Below are 17,111 nucleotides of genomic sequence, written 5' to 3' on the forward strand. Positions count from 1 at the left end.
GGCTCCGGGCCGGGCGGCCCGGAACGTCTTCGCTGAGCGTAGGGGGAGCGACCCGCGTTGACGTCCGGCCCGCGGCGGACCCGCCGGGTCCGCCGCGCGACGGACCCGGCGGGCGCGCCGGGGTCGGCCTCAGCCCTCCGACGTACGCGGGGTGACCACGCCGTGTTCGTACGCGAAGACAACGGCCTGGGTACGGTCGCGCAGTCCCAGTTTCATCAGCACCCGCGACACGTGGGTCTTCACCGTCGCCTCACCGAGCAGCAACTGTTGCGCGATCTCGGCGTTCGACGCGCCCCCGGCGAGCAGCACCAGCACCTCGTGTTCCCGTTCGGTCAGCCCGGCGAGCGGCTCGGCGGCCCGCGCGACCCGGGGCACCGGCACCGCCCCAGCCGCCGGCATCCGCGCTGGCGCCGGTGTGGCGAAGGTGGCGATGACCCGCTTGGTGAGCTGCGGGGCGAGCAGGGCGTCGCCTCGGGCGACCACCCGTACCGCCTCGACCAGGTCCTCCGGGCTGCCGTTCTTGAGCAGGAAGCCGCTCGCGCCGGCCTGTAACGCCGCGAAGAGGTAGTCGTCGCGGTCGAAGGTGGTCAGAATCAGCACCGAGGCGCCGCCGGTCGCCGACCCGGCCACGATCCGCCGGGTGGCTTCCAGGCCGTCCATCACCGGCATCTCGACGTCCATCAGCACCACGTCGGGGCGGTGCCGGATGGTGAGTTCCACCGCCTCCGCACCGTCGGCGGCCTCGCCGACCACCTCGATGTCGTCCTCGATTTCGAGGATGACCCGGAAACCCGCGCGGACCAGACGCTGGTCGTCGACGAGCAGTACCCGGATCGGGTTCATCCGGCCGCCACCCCGCTCTCCGTCACCCGTGCCCCCGTTTCCGGGGCCTCAGTTTCCTGACCCGCCGGGATGTCCGTCTCCGCCTCCAGGGGGAGGCGGGCCCGGACCCGGAATCCGCCGCCGGGTCGGGCGCCCAGTTCCAGCACCCCGCCGTGCGCCGCGACCCGCTCCCGTATGCCGATCAGTCCGAGTCCGCTGCCGGTCGGGTGCGGTCCGCCGTCGGCGACGGGCGCGTGAGCGGTCGCCGGTGCGCCGTGACCGTTGTCGGCCACGTCCACTTCGATCTCCTTGCGCAGGTATCGGACGCGTACGTCGATCAGGCTCGCGCGGGAGTGTTTGATGGTGTTCGTCAACGCTTCCTGCATGATCCGGTAGATCGCCAGCGAGAGCGAGTCGGTCAACGGCACCGGGTCGCCGAAGGTGCGGTAGTCGACCGTCAGGCCCGCTTCCCGGGCGCCGTTCAGCAGTGTCTCCACCTGGTCCAGCCGGTGCCCGGTCAGCGCCTCGGGGCTGGAACGGTCGGCCTGTCGGAGCACCCCGAGCAGGCGCCGCAACTCGTCGATGGCGGTACGCGCGGTCTGCTCGACCGAGGCCAGGGCGGTCTTCGCCTTCGGCGGGTTCTGGTCCATCACCCGCCGTGCGGCGGCGGCCTGTACACCCATCACCGCCACGTGGTGGGCGACGACGTCGTGCAGTTCGCGGGCGATCCGTACCCGTTCCTGGATCACCGCGCGTTCGGCGAGTTCGGCCTGTGACCGGCGCAGCGCCTCGGTCTGCACCTGCACCTCGTGGTGGCGCAGCGCGGAGAGCCACGCGGTGTTTCCGAACAGGTACGCGAAGACGAAGAACATCAGGTTGAACAGCACCGACATGCCCAACGCGGCGAGCAGTGGCGGCACCGGACCGCTGGCGCCCTCGAACGCGTCCGGTGGAATGTCCGCCACCGACCGTACGGCGCCGAACGCGAGCCAGCAGAACATGGCCACGATGACGACGATCCGGAGTACGGCGGAGCGTCGACGGTTCCGGCCCCAGGCGCCGAGGGTGTAGATGGCGACGAAGAGCGCGACCGGTGAGGCCAGGGTGTCGACGGTGGCCCGTGCCTGGGCGCCGATGAAGAACGCGGCGGTCAGCAACGTGGTCGCCTCGGGCCAGCGGCGTCGCCAGGCCATTGGTGCGGTGACTCCGAGTATCCAGGCGATCTGTTCCGGCCACGATGGCGGTGGGCCCAGCACGAACGTTCCGGAGCTGTTCAGCAGCAGCACGCCGAGCAGGCCGCAGCCGGTCAGCAGCACGCTGAGTTGCCAGTCGTGCCGGCGCTGTCCGGCGGTGGGTCCGGGACGTGCCCAGGCTTGCGTCACCTGCTCGGTCATGGTGCCGGAGCCTAGCTAGCTGGACCGGGGTCGGCGCAATCCGAGGATCTTCCGGCCGACGTCCAGGAGCAGGTCGCGCAGGGTCTCGTCGTCGAGTTCGCGCAGCTCCGGAGTGGACGCCGCGCCGACGATGCCGAGCAGCGCCACCTGGGCGCAGACCTGCCGGCCCGGTCCGGAGAGGTGGCTGGCGAGCAGGTCGCGCGGCTGGTCCAGCAGGATCGAGGCGTTCTGTTCTTCCTTCAGGTGCGGCTTGACCGCGGGATCGGTCTGGAGCAGGCCGATCAGGGCCCGGTGTCGCAGCGCGAGATCCACCCAGCCGGTCAGCATCCGTTCCGCCCGCGCGGTCGGCGTGCGTTGGGCCGAGGCCTCGGCGATCAGGTTCTTCACGTCCTCCACCGCCGGCCGGATCACCGCCGCGAGGATCTCGTCCCGGGTCTTGAAGTGGTGGTAGACCGCCGCCTTGGTGACATGCAACTGGTCGGCGATCATCTGCAACGAGGTGCCGGCGAAGCCGCAGTGGGTGAACAGGTCCAGGGCGGCGTCGATCAGACGGGCACGGGTGCCCTCGGCGGCGACCGGCGCACGCGACGTACTCGAGGTCATCTCTCCTCCTCGAAGGTGCTCGGCAGGACGCGGCCCTAAGCCTAGCCTGCCGCTCAGCAGGCGCTCAGCTTGTCGATCGACAGGCCGCGAGCTAGTCGATCGACCGGACGATAGCTTGCCGATCGGCTAGGTGCCAGCTAGTCGATCGTAAGGTTCGTCACTTGCCGATCGGCTAGTATCGTCCTTGCCGATCGGCTAGCTTCAGGGCCTACCGGCGACACCGTGCCACCGTCTCCTGCTGCTCCTTCGACAGGGCACCCGCCGGCCACGTACGACGCCTTGCTGCCACGAGGCACAAGGACGACATCCCTATCTGTCTCAGGAGCGGATCCCGTGGCAACGTTTCTCTACCGGATAGGCCGGTTCTCGTACCGTCGTCGATGGCTGGTGACCGGCCTCTGGGTGCTGCTGCTGGCGCTGCTGGGCGTCGGCGCGGCAACCATCTCCGGCACCATGTCCAACTCGTTCAGCGTCCCCGGCACCGAGGCGCAGCGCGCCATCGACCACCTCGCCGAACGTTTCCCACAGGCGAATGCCAGCGGTGCCACCGCCCGGGTGGTCTTCGCGGCACCCGCCGGCCAGCAGCTCACCGACCCGGCGAACCGGGCAGCGGTGGGCGACGTGGTCAGGGAACTGGCCCAGGCGCCGAAGGTGGTCAGCGTGGTCGACCCGTTCCAGGCCAACGCGGTCTCGCCCGACGGGCGGTACGCGGTCGCCCAGGCCCGGTACGCCGTACAGGGGCCGGCTCTGGAACCGGCGGACCGGGACGCGCTGACGCACACCGCCGAGGTCGGCCGCGCGGCCGGTCTGACCGTCGAGATCGGTGGCGACGCCCTGCAGACCTCACCCGAGACCGGGATAACCGAGGTGATCGGCATCGTCATCGCCGCCGCCGTGCTGGCGATCACCTTCGGGTCGCTGCTCGCCGCCGGCCTGCCGCTGCTCACCGCGCTTGTCGGAGTCCTGGTCGGACTCGCCGGCATCGCCGTCGCCAGCGGGTTCGTCGACATCAACTCCAACAGCACCATCCTGGCACTGATGCTCGGCATCGCCGTCGGCATCGACTACGCCCTCTTCATCGTCTCCCGGTTCCGGCACGAGGTCGCGGTCCGCCGGGACCCCCTCGAAGCCGCCGGACGGGCGGTCGGCACCGCCGGCTCCGCGGTCGCCTTCGCCGGGCTGACCGTGATCATCGCCCTGGCCGGGCTCTCCGTGGTCGGCATCCCGGTGCTGCGCTCGATGGGGCTGGCCGCCGCCGTCACCGTCGCCATCGCGGTGCTGGTCGCCCTCACCCTGCTGCCGGCCCTGCTCGGCTTCGCCGGCGGTCGGGTCACCGCCGGTCGCCGGATCACCTCCGGCCGGCGCGCCCGCGACCCCGAGTCCGACCTCGGGCCGGCGCCGATGGGCGAGCGGTGGGCCCGGTTCGTCACCCGTCGGCGGGTGCCGGTGCTGGTGCTCGCCGTGCTCGGGTTGGCCCTGGTCGCGGTCCCCGCGGCCGACCTGCGGCTCGGTTTCCCCGACGACGGTACGGCGTCCGCCGAGACCACCCAGCACAAGGCGTACGAGCTGCTCACCTTCGGATTCGGGCCGGGATTCAACGGCCCGCTCACGGTGGTGGTGGACGCCGGTGACGGTGCCGCCGGCGCGGCGGCCGCCGAGGCGACCGGCACGATCAAGGGGCTCGACAACGTCGCCTCGGTCAGCCCACCCGTGATCAGCCCGGACGGCGGCACCGCCCTGCTCAGCGTCATCCCGGGCACCGGTCCCAACGACCCGGCCACCACCGACCTGGTCAACGACATCCGGGCACACCAGGCGGAGCTGCGTACGGCCACCGGCGCCCAGGTCTCGGTCACCGGCTCGACGGCGGTCAACATCGACGCCTCCGACCGGGTCAACGACGCGTTCCTGCCGTACCTGGGGCTCGTCGTCGGCCTGGCGTTCCTGATCCTGCTGCTGATGTTCCGTTCCGTGCTGGTTCCGTTGAAGGCGACCCTCGGCTTCCTGCTCAGTGTCGGGGCCACCTTCGGGGCCATGGTCGCGGTCTTCCAGTGGGGCTGGCTCGGGTCGGTGTTCGGGGTCGAGGAGGCGTCGCCGATCGCACCCATCGTGCCGGTGCTGCTGATCGGCATCCTCTTCGGCCTGGCCATGGACTACCAGGTCTTCCTGGTGACCCGGATGCGTGAGGACCACGTGCACGGCCGGTCGGCCCAGGAGGCGATCGTCACCGGTTTCCGGCACGGCGCACGGGTGGTCACCGCCGCCGCGATCATCATGATCAGCGTCTTCGGTGGCTTCATCTTCGGCGACCAGGTGATGATCCAGTCGATCGGCTTCGCGCTGGCCTTCGGCGTACTCGTGGACGCGTTCGTCGTACGGATGACGATCGTGCCGGCGGTGATGTCGCTGCTGGACCGGGCCGCCTGGTGGCTGCCCCGGTGGTTGGCGCGGATCCTGCCCGAGGTCGACGTCGAGGGGGAGAAGTTGGGCCGGTCCGAGCCGTCGGCCGCGACCAGCCCCGTCGTCGACCCCGAGCTCTCCGCCGCCGGCACCCGCTAGCCGCCAGCCGGCGCCCAGCACGTCTCGCCGACCTGGCATCCGGCACACGGAAGGCGCGCGAACCTGGACCTGAGGTTCGCGCGCCTTCCGTATCGGGTTATGCCGGTGGAACTACTTCTCTGCGAGCAACCGGGCCGCCGCGAGCGCCAGCGGGTCCAGCTCGTCGGGTTCGGACTCGACCCGACGATCCAGCTCGGCCCGCATCCGCGGGTCCCAGAAGAGGCGGATGTGCTCGGCGATCTGGGCCGCCGCCTTCTCGGGTGTCTCGTGGTGGAAGTGCGCCGCGATCTCGTTGGCGAGCCGCACCGAGGGCGAGGTGACCTGATGTGCCATGTCAGTCCGCCAGCACCGGGATGAGCAGTTCGTCCTGCGCGGCCTGGGCGGCGGGCTTGGGGTGCTTCAGCCCGACCTGGACCGCGGTGACCTTGTACTCCGGGCAGTTCGTGGCCCAGTCGGAGTTCTCGGTGGTGACCACGTTCGCGCCGGTCACCGGGTGGTGGAAGGTGGTGTAGACGACGCCGACCGGCATCCGGTCGGAGAGGACCGCGCGCAGCGAGGTGGCGCCGACCCGGCTGGCCAGGGTCACCTCGTCACCGTCGCTGATGCCGCGCACCTCCGCGTCGTGCGGGTGGACTTCGAGTACGTCCTCGGAGTGCCAGGCCACGTTCGCGGTACGCCGGGTCTGCGCCCCGACGTTGTACTGGCTCAGGATCCGGCCGGTGGTCAGGATCAGCGGGTACTTGCGGGTGCTGCGTTCCCGGGTCGGTACGAACGGGGTCTGCACGAACCGCCCCTTGCCGCGTACGAAGCCGTCCACGTGCATCGTGGGCGTTCCCTCGGGAGCGGCCTCGTTGCACGGCCACTGCACACTGCCGAGCTTGTCCAGCTTCTCGAACGAGACACCGGAGAAGGTCGGGGTGAGTGCGGCGATCTCGTCCATGATCTCGCGCGGGTGCTGGTAGCTCATCGGGTAGCCCATCGCCTCCGCGATCTCGCAGACGATCTGCCACTCGTGCTTGCCGGTCTTCGGTGCCATCACCGGCCGTACCCGGTTGATCCGGCGTTCGGCGTTGGTGAAGGTGCCGTCCTTCTCCAGGAAGGAGGTCCCGGGCAGGAAGACGTGCGCGAACTTCGCCGTCTCGTTGAGGAAGAGGTCCTGGACCACGACCAGTTCCATCGCGCCAAGCGCGGCGAAGACGTGCTTGGTGTTCGGGTCGGACTGGGCGATGTCCTCACCCTGTACGAAGATCGCCCGGAAGGTTCCCTCGACCGCGGCGTCGAACATGTTCGGGATGCGCAGCCCCGGCTCGGACAGGAGCGGCCGGCCCCACATGTTCTCGAACACCGTCCGTACGGCGTCGTCGGAGACGTGCCGGTAGCCCGGCAGTTCGTGCGGGAAGGAGCCCATGTCGCAGGAGCCCTGCACGTTGTTCTGGCCGCGCAGCGGGTTGACGCCGACGCCCTCGCGACCGATGTTGCCGGTCACCATGGCGAGGTTCGCCATGCCCATCACCATGGTCGAGCCCTGGCTGTGTTCGGTGACGCCGAGGCCGTAGTAGATCGCGGCGTTGCCGCCGGTGGCGTAGAGCCTCGCCGCGGCCCGCAGTTCCTCGGCCGGTACCCCGGTGATCTCCTCGACCGCCTCGGGGCTGTTCTCAGGCCGGGAGATGAACTCGGCCCAGCCGTCGAAGTCCTCGCACCGCTCGTCGACGAAGGCCCGGTCGTAGAGGCCCTCGGTGAGCACCACGTGGGCCAGCGCGTTCACCACGGCGACGTTGGTGCCGGGGGCGAGCTGGAGGTGGTGGGTGGCCTCGATGTGCGGCGAGCGGACCAGGTCGATCCGGCGCGGGTCGATCACGACGAGCTTCGCGCCCTCGCGCAGCCGGCGCTTCATCCGGGAGGCGAAGACCGGGTGTCCGTCGGTGGGGTTCGCGCCGATCACCAGGATCACGTCCGCCTGGGCGACCGAGCGGAAGTCCTGGGTGCCGGCCGAGGTGCCGAAGGTCTGCTTCAGCCCGTACCCGGTGGGGGAGTGGCAGACCCGGGCACAGGTGTCGACGTTGTTGTTGCCGAACGCGGCCCGGATCATCTTCTGCACCACGTACACCTCTTCGTTTGTGGTGCGTGAGGAGGTGATGCCGCCGATCGCGCCGACGCCGTGCCTGGTCTGGATGTCGAGCATCCGGGTGGCGACGTAGTTGATCGCGGTGTCCCAGTCGACCTTCTGCCACTCGTCGGTGATCTTGTCCCGGACCATCGGTGAGAGCTGCCGGTCGGGGTGGGTGGCGTAGCCGAAGGCGAACCGCCCCTTGACGCAGGAGTGGCCCTCGTTGGCGCCGCCGTCCTTGTACGGCACCATCCGGACCAGTTCGTCACCGCGCAGTTCGGCCTTGAACGAGCAGCCGACCCCGCAGTACGCGCAGGTGGTGATGACGCTGCGGCTCGGCATGCCGAGCTGTACCACCGACTTCTCCTGCAGTGTCGCGGTCGGGCACGCCTGGACGCAGGCGCCGCAGGAGACGCACTCGGAGTCCATGAAGAGCTCGCCGGCGCTCGCGCTGACCTTGGAGCCGAAGCCGCGCCCCTCGATGGTCAACGCGAAGGTGCCCTGGATCTCGCCGCAGGCGCGTACGCAGCGGGAGCAGGCGATGCACTTGGAGGACTCGAAGTCGAAGTACGGGTTGCTGGTGTCCTTGGGCGCGTCGAGGTGGTTGGCGCCCTCGTAGCCGTAGCGCACCTGGCGCAGCCCGACCGCCCCGGACATGTCCTGGAGCTCGCAGTCGCCGTTGGCGGAGCAGGTGAGGCAGTCCAGTGGGTGATCGGAGATGTAGAGCTCCATCACGCCCTGGCGGAGCTTCTCCAGCTTCGGGGTCTGGGTGCGTACCTTCATTCCGGGGGCGACCGGGGTGGTGCAGGAGGCGGGGGTGCCGCGCCGGCCGTCGATCTCCACCAGGCAGAGCCGGCAGGAGCCGAACGCCTCCAGGCTGTCGGTGGCGCAGAGCTTCGGGATGTCGACCCCGCTCATGGCCGCCGCGCGCATCACCGAGGTGCCCTCGGCCACCGTGACCGGCATGCCGTCCACTTCGATCGACACCGTTGCCGGTCCGGGTTTGGCCGGGGTGCCGAGGTCGGGTTCCTTCAACAGGCTCATGGTTGTTTGGCCTCCTCGTAGCGGGCGGTGAAGTCGTCGGGGAAGTGCAGCAGCGCGCTGCGTACGGGATTCGGCGTCAGCCCACCCATGGCGCACAGTGATCCCTCGGTCATCAGCTCGCAGAGATCACCCAGCAGGGCCAGGTTCCCGTCCGGGTCCTCACCCGCAACTATCCGGTCGATCACTTCCACACCGCGTACCGCACCGACCCGGCAGGGGGTGCACTTGCCGCAGGACTCCTCGGCGCAGAACTCCATCGCGAAGCGGGCCATCGATGCCATGTCCACGGTCTCGTCGAAGACCACGATACCGCCGTGGCCGAGCATCGCATCCGCTGCGGCGAACGCCTCGTAGTCCATCGGCAGGTCGAGATTGGACGCCGGCAGGTACTGCCCGAGCGGTCCGCCGACCTGGACCGCGCGGACCGGGCGCCCGGAACGGGTGCCACCGCCGTACTGGTAGATCAGGTCGCTCAGGGTGATGCCGAAGGCGGTTTCGAAGACCCCACCCCGGGCGATGTTGCCGGCGAGCTGGAACACCTGGGTGCCGCGTGAGCGCTCGACGCCGAGGTCCCGGTACGCGGCGGCCCCGTCGGCCAGGATGGCCGGCACCGAGCCGAGCGTGAGGACGTTGTTCACCACTGTCGGCTTGCCGAAGAGCCCGGTGATCGCCGGGATCGGGGGTTTGGCGCGGACCATGCCGCGCTTGCCCTCCAGGCTCTCCAGCATCGCGGTCTCCTCACCGCAGATGTACGCCCCCGCGCCGACCCGTACGAAGAGGTCGAAGCGCAGCTCCGAGCCGAGCACGTGCTCGCCCAGCCACCCCTGGGTACGGGCGATGTCGATCGCCTGCCGGAGCGCGCGTACGGCGTCGGGGTATTCGGAGCGGACGTAGATGTAGCCCTCGCTGGCCCCGACCGCGTGGGCGGCGATGGTCATGCCCTCGATCAGGGTGAACGGGTCGCCCTCCATCAGCATCCGGTCGGCGAATGTCCCGCTGTCGCCCTCGTCCGCGTTGCAGCAGATGAACTTGAGCGGGCCGGGGGTGTCGAGCACGGTCTTCCACTTGATGCCGGCGGGGAAGCCGGCGCCGCCGCGTCCGCGCAGGCCGGATTCGGTGACCTCGGCGACCACCTCGGCCGGGGTCAGGCTCAGCGCCCGGCGGAGCCCGGCCAGGCCGCCGTGCGCGACGTAGTCCTGCGGGGAGAGGGGGTCGGTGACCCCGACCCGGGCGAAGCAGAGCCGGGTCTGGTCCCGTAGCCACGGCAGGTCCTCGACCACGCCCTGGCAGAGGTCGTGGTCGGCGCCGTCGAGCAGTCCTTCGGCGACGAGTCCGGCGACGTCGTCCGGTCCGACCGGCCCATAGCCGATCCGGCCGCGTTCGGTCTCGACCTCGACCAGGGTTTCCAGCCAGAGCATGCCGCGTGATCCGTTGCGGACCAGTCGGATCGGTCGGCCGGCGGCTGCCGCCTCATGTTCGATCGTCGCGGCGACCAGGTCGGCGCCGACGGAGAGCGCGGCCGAGTCGCGGGGTACGTAGATCGTGACCGGGGTCGTCATGAGCTCACCGTTTCCGTGACCAGGATGGCGTCCAGCCGCTTCGCGTCGACCCGGCCGAGGACCCGGCCGTTGACCTGGGCGGCCGGGCCGAGGGCACAGTTGCCGAGGCAGAACACCTGTTCGAGGGTGACCGAGCCGTCCGATGTGGTCTGTCCGACCTTGATGCCGAGCACCTGTTCGGCATGTGAGACGACCTGTTCGGCGCCGACCGACTGGCAGGCTTCGGCTCGGCAGAGCTTGATCGTGGTGCGGCCGGCGGGTTCGGAGCGGAAGTCCGAGTAGAAGGTGATCACGCCGTGGACGTCGGCGCGGGAGAGGTTCAGCTCCGCGGCCAGCACCGGCACGATCTCCTGGTCGACCCAGCCGAATTCCTCCTGGATCCGGTGCAGGATCGGCAATAGCGCCCCTCGATCGCCTCGGTGTGCCGCGACCAGCGCACGCACCCGGTCCTTGACCGAGGTATCAGGACTGTCCACTGCCATCCCACCTCCACATTGCCCACCGCTACCGGTGTTTACAATACTGTAGCCTGAATATCGTATGCAATACTGGCTCGTTTTGCCCCGCCACACGGGCCGGCACCAGCCGGCTGACCTGGGGTCCCTGCCGCACACCGAAACGATTTCCGGATGTGCCGTGGGTGGCATTCGTACCCCCGGGACGGTCGGGGTCGTGCCGACGAGGCGGCGTCCTGCGTCCATCATGCTGCACCGGACGCCACCATGACAGGTTGATCTTTGTTGAGATATGTGCGACGTTGCGCCGATGGGGATTCGGCAGCGGGCACTCGTCACCGGCGGATCACGCGGCGTCGGCGCGGCCGTCGCCGTCACACTCGCGCGGGCCGGCTACACGATCGCCGTGCAGTGCCGGGCGGACATCACGTCGGCCCGGTCGGTCCTCGAATCGCTCCCCGGCGACGGGCACACCATCGTCACCGGTGACCTGGCCGACCCGGCCGGGGCGCAGGCGTCGGTCACCGCCGCGGTCGAGGCGCTCGGCGGGGTGGACCTGCTGGTCAACAACGCCGGCCGGTACGTCGAACTCCCCGTCACCACCACCTCGTACGCCGACTGGCAGGCGAACTGGCGGGAGACCCTCGACGTCAACCTGCACGGCGCCGCGAACGTCACCTGGTGCGTGGTGCACCACCTGCTCGGCCGCCCCGAGGGTCCGGCGGGTGGACGGATCGTCAACATCGGTTCCCGGGGCGCGTTCCGGGGCGAGCCGCACGCGCCCGCGTACGGCGCCAGCAAGGCCGCACTGCACTCACTGACCCAGTCCCTCGCCGTCGACCTCGCCCCGCACGGCATCGCCGTCGCGGCGGTCGCGCCGGGCTTCATCCGTACCGAGATGGTCGCGCCCCTGCTCGACGGCCCGGACGGTGACGCCGTCCGGGCGCAGAGCCCGTTCAACCGGGTCGCCGAGCCGGCCGAGGTCGCCGCCGCGGTCGCCTGGCTCGCCGCACCGGAGGCGGTCTGGGCCAGCGGTGCGATCCTCGACCTCAACGGCGCCTCACACCTCCGCTGACCGGTGCCCCACGACGATGGGCTGAGCCTGCGACACGCGACGGGGCCTGCGGCACGCGACGGGTCCTGACCCCGGGCCGGGGCGTCAGGTCATCGCCTGGACGGACGCCTCCGACCCGGCCGCCTCGACGTTCCACTGTTTACCGAGAGCGGTCAGGCCCTCCAGGGCGATCCGCCCGTACTCGACCGGCACCTGCGGGTCGGCGACGAGTCGGCCGTCGTGCACGTCGAGGCCGAGCATCGTACGGACGAAGAGCATCGGCGCCGCCGCCGACCAGGCCTGCGGGCTGCACGCGGTCGGGTACGGCACCGGCAACCGGCCGTACGAGCGGTCGTAGCCGGAGAACGCCTCGGGCAGCCGGTAGCCGGAGTACTTGGCCGCCTCCATCATGGCCATGATGATGCGGTTCGCCTCCTGCCGGAAGCCGTAGCGGGCCAGGCCGGCGGCGATCAGCGAGTTGTCGTGTGGCCAGACCGTGCCCGAGTGGTAGCCGATCGGGTTGAACCCCCGGTCCTGGCTGGAGGTGGTACGGATGCCCCAGCCGGAGAACATCGCCTCCGACATCAACTGGTTCGCCAGGATGATCGCCCGCCCGGGTGTGACGATCCCGCTCCAGAGCAGCTGACCCATGTTCGACGTCATCGAGTCGATCTTGCGCTTGTCGCCGTCGAGTCCGACCGCGTAGTACCCGCCGCGCTCGTCGATCCAGAAGTCCCGGTTGAACCGCTCGTACAGCTCGGCGGCCTGGGCGCGTTGCCGCTGGGCCAGCTCCGGGTTGCGTAACGGACCGTCGGCCAGCTCCGCGACGCGCCTTCTCGCGTCGTAGGTGTAGCCCTGGATCTCACAGGTGGCGATCGGCAGCACCGGGATGGACCCGTCGGCGAACTTGATCCCGTCCCACGAGTCGCGCCAGCACTGGTTGCCGAGTCCCTGGCTGGAGCGGGTGGCGTACTCGATGTAGCCGTCCCCGTCCGGATCGCCGTAGTGGTCCATCCAGTACAACGCGGCGTCGATGTTCTCCCGGAAACCGAGCACGAACTCGTCGTCGTGGGTCCACCGCCAGTACTCGGAGAGCAGGATGAGCCAGAGCTGGGTGGCGTCGGCGGTGCCGTAGTACGGGTCGTGCGGCTTCTGCTTCAACTGGGTGAGCTCGCCGCTGCGGATTTCGTGCAGGATCTTTCCGGGCTCCTCGTCCCGGAAGTCGTCGAAGTGGCGGCCCTGGGCGGTCGCGAGCGCGAGCAGCGTGCCCCTGGCCAGGGTGGGCCCGAAGGCCATTGTCTGATAGGCACTGATCAGGGAGTCGCGGCCGAAGATGGTGAGGAACCAGGGCAGCCCGGCCGCGGGGAGGATGATCGGTACCCCGCCCGCGGACTTCTCGATCCGGAGTGCGCCCAGATCCGACTTCGACTTCTCCATCACGTCGCGGAGCAGTTCCGACTCGAGCCGCCAGGTGGGACACTCCCTGCTCCAGGTACTGATCGCGTCGTCCCGATCGCTGTCGAATGCCTCACCGAAACGCCGATGTTTCGGCGCCACCTGCAGCGGGCCGAACTCGAGCGGGATCGTGAGTTCGCAGCGCCATGCCTGGTCCGGTTCGAGGTCCACCCGCCAGATCAGTTCGTCGCCCTCGGTCCGGTCGGCCGGCGGCACCGCCTGCACCCGGGTGCTGGCACGGAAGGTGCCGTTCGTATATGAGAAGTCCAGGTACGTGCCATCCGACCCGTGCCGGCGGGTGATCGTCTCAGAGCGGTCCGAGATGCACTCCTTGATCTCGAAGAGGTCGGCGAAGTCGGTGCCCGCCGACAACCTCAGGTCGAACGAGATCGGTTCGTTCGTGAAGTTCTCCAGTTCGACCCGCTCGTGCATACCGTCACTGATGAAGCGCTGCCGCCGTACGCCGATGCTGCTCGACGGTATGCCGTCGATGTCGGCGTTGGTGAGGAAGAAGGCCGCCGAGTAGTCCTCCACCGTCCCGGAACTCAGCAGCAGGAGCGGTTTGTCCGCGATGCGGAGTTCCCACCGGCTGAGGAACCGGGTGTCGTCGTGGACCAGCCCGCCGATGGAACCCTGCGGAATGTCGCCGGTCGCGTCCGAGATCATGAACGATCTGCCCTCGACCACCGCGACCGCGTCCGGGCCCAGCTCCGGCGGCAGATCGCGGACAACCGCGCTCGGTACCTCGGTTTCCGAGACCACCCCGGGCATCGGGTCGGCCGGAGTTGGCCTGCGCGCTCGGTCTGTCACGTACGCCTCCAGGGAAGAGGAACGGTGACGCCATCAGCTTGGTCCAGCCTAGTTCCCGTCGTAGCGGGCAGTCGGACAATCCAGCTGCTGAGCAGCGGAGACAGGGCTGCCAAGGGGGATCACCGCAGCGGGCGGGCTGCGGGAGAACGGGACGGCCGGGCCGTTGTCACCGAGGCGGCGCTAGTCCTCGCCGGTCGCGGCGAGCAGAGCGCGGGCCTCGGCCACGAAGCGGGCGCCGGGGCCGGACAGCACCCGCCGGTCCCCGCTCTGGTGCAGCACCAGCGCCTCGGCGACCAGCGGATGGTGCGGATGTCGGGAGAGGTACCAGCGGCCCGCCTCGACCTTGGCGCAGAGGCGCCCGTCGGCGGCGAACCGCAGGGCCCGACACGCGTTGAGTACGGCCTCACCCTGCCTGCCCTGGGCCAGTGCCCAGTCGAGCTGCTGGCAGATGGCCCAGCGCAGCCGTTGCGCCGGAACCGGGGCGAAGACCCGGTCCGGCGGCGGGCCGGTCACCGCCAGGCCGTACCGGCGGCAGACCTCGACCTGGAGTACCAGTTCGGGGCTTCCCGGATGGCCGGTACCGGGGATGACGTGGGCGCTGCCGTCGGTGGCACCGGTCACCCGTACCTCGAACGGGCAGGTGCCGAGCGTTCGGGCGGTGGCGGTGGTGACGGCGGTCAGGTCCAGTCCCCGGCCCGGGCAGCGGTCGATCGTCCGGCCGAGCGCGGTCCCGACCCGGAACTGGTGTGCCGCGCTGCCGGCGCGGGCCACCACCGCCAGCACCTCTACATCGCTGTGCGGGGGAGCGAATCCTCCCAGCACCGCCGAGCCGTGCAGATAGAGGCCGATCAGGTCGGCACCGGACAGGGTGTGCATGACCGTGGCGAGCTGCCGCGCGTACCCGACCACCCGGTGAGGGGCGCGCGCAGCGACGGTCATGAGTACAGATGGTAGTGGTCAATCGATTCCCGTCCGACCCGCCAACGGTCAGACCGATCTGCCGATAACCTGGTCTGCGCCGCCAGCCCCACGCCGCCGCGTTAGGAAGGGCCCCTTCCTATCGAAAGCGATAACAAGGGGCCCTTCCTTACATCGGGTCGTAGCGCGAGGAGCCGCATGCTCGACACACGCCTGTTCCACCATCTGGTGAGTTGGCTGGGGCAGTGGCCCACCCGACGGCCGTTGCACGTGGTGGGCTCGGAGCGGCGGATCCTGCCGGCGTGGGACGGTCAGGTCCGGCCGGCGCTCGGGGTCGCCGCCCCCGAGGGCACGGTGCTGTCGGTCCCGCCCGACCGGGTGGCTGCCGTACGAGAGTTGACCGACCGCCCCCTCGACGACCTGCTCGCCGCGCTGCCAGCGGCGGTCGGCGACACCGGTTGGCGGACGTACCCGGCGGTGTTCCGGTACTCGCTTGCGCCGACACCGTTGCCGGACGCGGGGCAGTGGGTCCCCGCGGACGATCCGACGCTGCCGGCGTGGCTGCGCCCCTTCGGTGACGTACTGGTGGCCCGGGACAGCGACGGCGAGTACCTCGCCGGGGTGGGGATCAAGCGGCACGACCGGTACGGCCACGAGTTGTCGGTCGGCACCTCGCCGGCCGCCCGGGGGCGGGGTCTGGCCCGGCGTCTGGTGGCGCAGGCCGCCCGCCGGGTGCTGGACGAGGGCGCGGTTCCGACCTACCTGCACGCCCCGGAGAACGCCGCCTCGGCCCGGGTCGCGGAGGCCGCCGGGTTCCCGTCGCGCGGGTGGATGTCGTACGGGGTCTTCAAGGCGGAGTAGTCCCGATCTGGATCTGCTGACCGGTTCCCTGGTGGGTCACCGGTTTCCTTTGGTTGGGCTGTGGTGGGTTGACAACGTATCGACCAGGATGGTCGTATCGATAGCAGTTAACACTCCTTACAGTTTGATGTCGGCCGATCCTGACCAGGAGGACCTGATGTCCCAACCATTCCGGCGCGGACGGTGGGCGTTCGCGGTCACCGCCGCGACCGCCCTGCTCTTGACGATCGCCCCGGCCGCCTCCGCGCGTGAGACCGGCGCGGCGGACGGCTCGGCCCGGACCGGCGACGTCGTGGCCGCCGCACCCGCCACCTTCACCCACCCGGGGGTGCTGGTCAGCCGCCCGCAGCTCGACTTCATCCGGTCCCGGGTGAACGCGAACGCGCAGCCGTGGAAGGCCGCCTACGACCAGATGATGGCGAGCCGGTACGCCTCGCTGACCCGTACCGCCCGGCCACGGGCAGTGGTCGAGTGCGGGTCGTACTCGAACCCGAACAACGGCTGCACCGACGAGCGTGAGGACGCGCTGGCCGCGTACACGCTGGCGCTCGCCTGGTACATCACCCAGGACAGCCGGTACGCCACCAAGGCCATCCAGATCATGGACGCCTGGTCGGCGACCATCCAGGACCACACCAACAGCAACGCGCCGCTCCAGACCGCCTGGGCCGGATCGTCCTGGCCGCGCGCCGCGGAGATCATCCGCTACACCTACAGCGGCTGGTCGGCGGCGAACATCACCCGCTTCGGCACCATGCTCCGCAACGTCTACCTGCCCGAGATCATCAACGGGAACACGTACAGCAACGGCAACTGGGAACTGAGCATGATGGAGGCGTCCATCGGCATCTCGGTCTTCCTCGAGGACCGGTCGGTCTACGACCGGGCACTGGCCAAGTTCCGTGCCCGGGTGCCCGCCTTCATCTACCTGACCAGCGACGGCGCCTTCCCCCGTGGGCCCGCCGGCAGCACCATCGACACCCGGGCCGAGGTCGCCAGCTACTGGCAGGGGCAGAACACCTTCGTGGACGGTCTGTCCCAGGAGACCTGCCGCGACTTCACCCACACCGGGTACGGCATCTCGGCCATCGCGCACGTCGCCGAGACCACCCGCCACCAGGGCCAGGACATCTACCCCGAACTCCAGGACCGGCTGCGGCACGCGCTCGGCTTCCACGCCAAGTACCAGCTCGGCGAGGCGATCCCGAGCTGGCTCTGCGGCGGCAGCCTGACCACGGGCCTCGGCCCGGTCACCGAGGTCGGCTTCAACGCGCTGAACAACCGGATGGGCATCGCGATGACCAACACCCAGCGGCTCACCGAGCAGCAGCGGCCCGCCGGCACCAACAACCTCTTCGTCGCCTGGGAGACCCTGACCCACGCGGGCAACCCCAACTGACCGTACGGCGCCACGGGAAGTCGCCGGCACATCCGCGCCCACGGGTGTGCCGGCGCACCCGTACCGGTGCG

General features: G+C 70.0%; 13 protein-coding genes. 4 read left to right on the forward strand and 9 right to left on the reverse strand.

Annotated features, from left to right (window positions below; genetic code table 11):
• Positions 1–129: 129 nt before the first annotated feature.
• Genes BDK92_RS24505 through BDK92_RS39145 form a run of 3 tightly spaced genes read right to left on the reverse strand, consistent with a single transcriptional unit; the run spans position 130 to position 2,819 of the window.
• Positions 130–843 (reverse strand): response regulator, encoded by a 714-nt coding sequence (locus tag BDK92_RS24505; RefSeq protein WP_121158818.1) that lies wholly within the window; start codon positions 841–843, stop codon positions 130–132.
• Positions 840–2,216 carry a sensor histidine kinase gene (locus tag BDK92_RS24510; RefSeq protein WP_121158819.1) on the reverse strand — a complete coding sequence of 459 codons (1,377 nt, stop codon included), beginning with the start codon at positions 2,214–2,216 and terminating at the stop codon, positions 840–842. Before BDK92_RS24510 ends, BDK92_RS24505 begins: the two co-directional genes overlap by 4 nt.
• 15 nt (positions 2,217–2,231) lie before the next feature.
• Positions 2,232–2,819, reverse strand: coding sequence for a TetR/AcrR family transcriptional regulator (locus BDK92_RS39145; RefSeq protein ID WP_170208673.1), 588 nt, complete (start codon positions 2,817–2,819; stop codon positions 2,232–2,234).
• Between the two features lie 333 nt (positions 2,820–3,152).
• Between BDK92_RS39145 and BDK92_RS24525 the strand changes: the two genes are divergently transcribed.
• Positions 3,153–5,378 carry an MMPL family transporter gene (locus BDK92_RS24525; RefSeq protein WP_121158820.1) on the forward strand — a complete coding sequence of 742 codons (2,226 nt, stop codon included), beginning with the start codon at positions 3,153–3,155 and terminating at the stop codon, positions 5,376–5,378.
• A gap of 111 nt (positions 5,379–5,489) precedes the next feature.
• On the opposite strand, the gene BDK92_RS24530 is transcribed toward BDK92_RS24525, so the two are convergent.
• The 4 genes from BDK92_RS24530 to BDK92_RS24545 are packed head-to-tail and all read right to left on the reverse strand — an operon-like array spanning position 5,490 to position 10,564.
• Positions 5,490–5,711, reverse strand: coding sequence for a formate dehydrogenase subunit delta (locus BDK92_RS24530; RefSeq protein WP_121158821.1), 222 nt, complete (start codon positions 5,709–5,711; stop codon positions 5,490–5,492).
• 1 nt (position 5,712) lies between these two features.
• Entirely contained in the window at positions 5,713–8,529 is a 2,817-nt protein-coding gene (gene fdhF, locus BDK92_RS24535) for a formate dehydrogenase subunit alpha (protein WP_121158822.1), read from the reverse strand.
• Positions 8,526–10,088, reverse strand: a complete 1,563-nt coding sequence (locus BDK92_RS24540) for a formate dehydrogenase beta subunit (protein ID WP_121158823.1) — start codon at positions 10,086–10,088, stop codon at positions 8,526–8,528. The genes fdhF and BDK92_RS24540 overlap by 4 nt, the downstream gene beginning before the upstream one ends.
• Positions 10,085–10,564: a formate dehydrogenase subunit gamma gene (locus BDK92_RS24545; protein WP_211349358.1), complete on the reverse strand. Its 480-nt coding sequence runs from the start codon at positions 10,562–10,564 to the stop codon at positions 10,085–10,087. Before BDK92_RS24545 ends, BDK92_RS24540 begins: the two co-directional genes overlap by 4 nt.
• Positions 10,565–10,853: 289 nt before the next feature.
• Between BDK92_RS24545 and BDK92_RS24550 the strand changes: the two genes are divergently transcribed.
• The gene (locus BDK92_RS24550) at positions 10,854–11,618 is read left to right on the forward strand and encodes an SDR family NAD(P)-dependent oxidoreductase (RefSeq protein WP_211349359.1); all 765 of its coding nucleotides are present in this window, start codon (positions 10,854–10,856) and stop codon (positions 11,616–11,618) included.
• A gap of 84 nt (positions 11,619–11,702) precedes the next feature.
• Here the strand turns inward: BDK92_RS24550 and BDK92_RS24555 are convergent, their stop codons facing one another.
• Together BDK92_RS24555 and BDK92_RS24560 are read right to left on the reverse strand one after the other, a co-directional pair.
• Positions 11,703–13,862 carry an amylo-alpha-1,6-glucosidase gene (locus BDK92_RS24555; RefSeq protein ID WP_246017229.1) on the reverse strand — a complete coding sequence of 720 codons (2,160 nt, stop codon included), beginning with the start codon at positions 13,860–13,862 and terminating at the stop codon, positions 11,703–11,705.
• A 180-nt stretch (positions 13,863–14,042) separates the two neighbouring features.
• Positions 14,043–14,801: an aminoglycoside adenylyltransferase domain-containing protein gene (locus BDK92_RS24560; RefSeq protein WP_121158827.1), complete on the reverse strand. Its 759-nt coding sequence runs from the start codon at positions 14,799–14,801 to the stop codon at positions 14,043–14,045.
• A 177-nt stretch (positions 14,802–14,978) separates the two neighbouring features.
• Here BDK92_RS24560 and BDK92_RS24565 point away from each other — a divergent pair, with 177 nt between their 5' ends.
• Complete coding sequence (locus BDK92_RS24565) at positions 14,979–15,641, forward strand: GNAT family N-acetyltransferase (RefSeq protein ID WP_121158828.1); 663 nt, start codon at positions 14,979–14,981, stop codon at positions 15,639–15,641.
• Positions 15,642–15,798: 157 nt separating this feature from the next.
• Entirely contained in the window at positions 15,799–17,040 is a 1,242-nt protein-coding gene (locus tag BDK92_RS24570; RefSeq protein WP_121162540.1) for an alginate lyase family protein, read from the forward strand.
• The last annotated feature ends 71 nt before the right edge of the window (positions 17,041–17,111 follow it).

Origin of the sequence: Micromonospora pisi, from assembly GCF_003633685.1 — a bacterium.
Classification (GTDB): domain Bacteria; phylum Actinomycetota; class Actinomycetes; order Mycobacteriales; family Micromonosporaceae; genus Micromonospora_G; species Micromonospora_G pisi.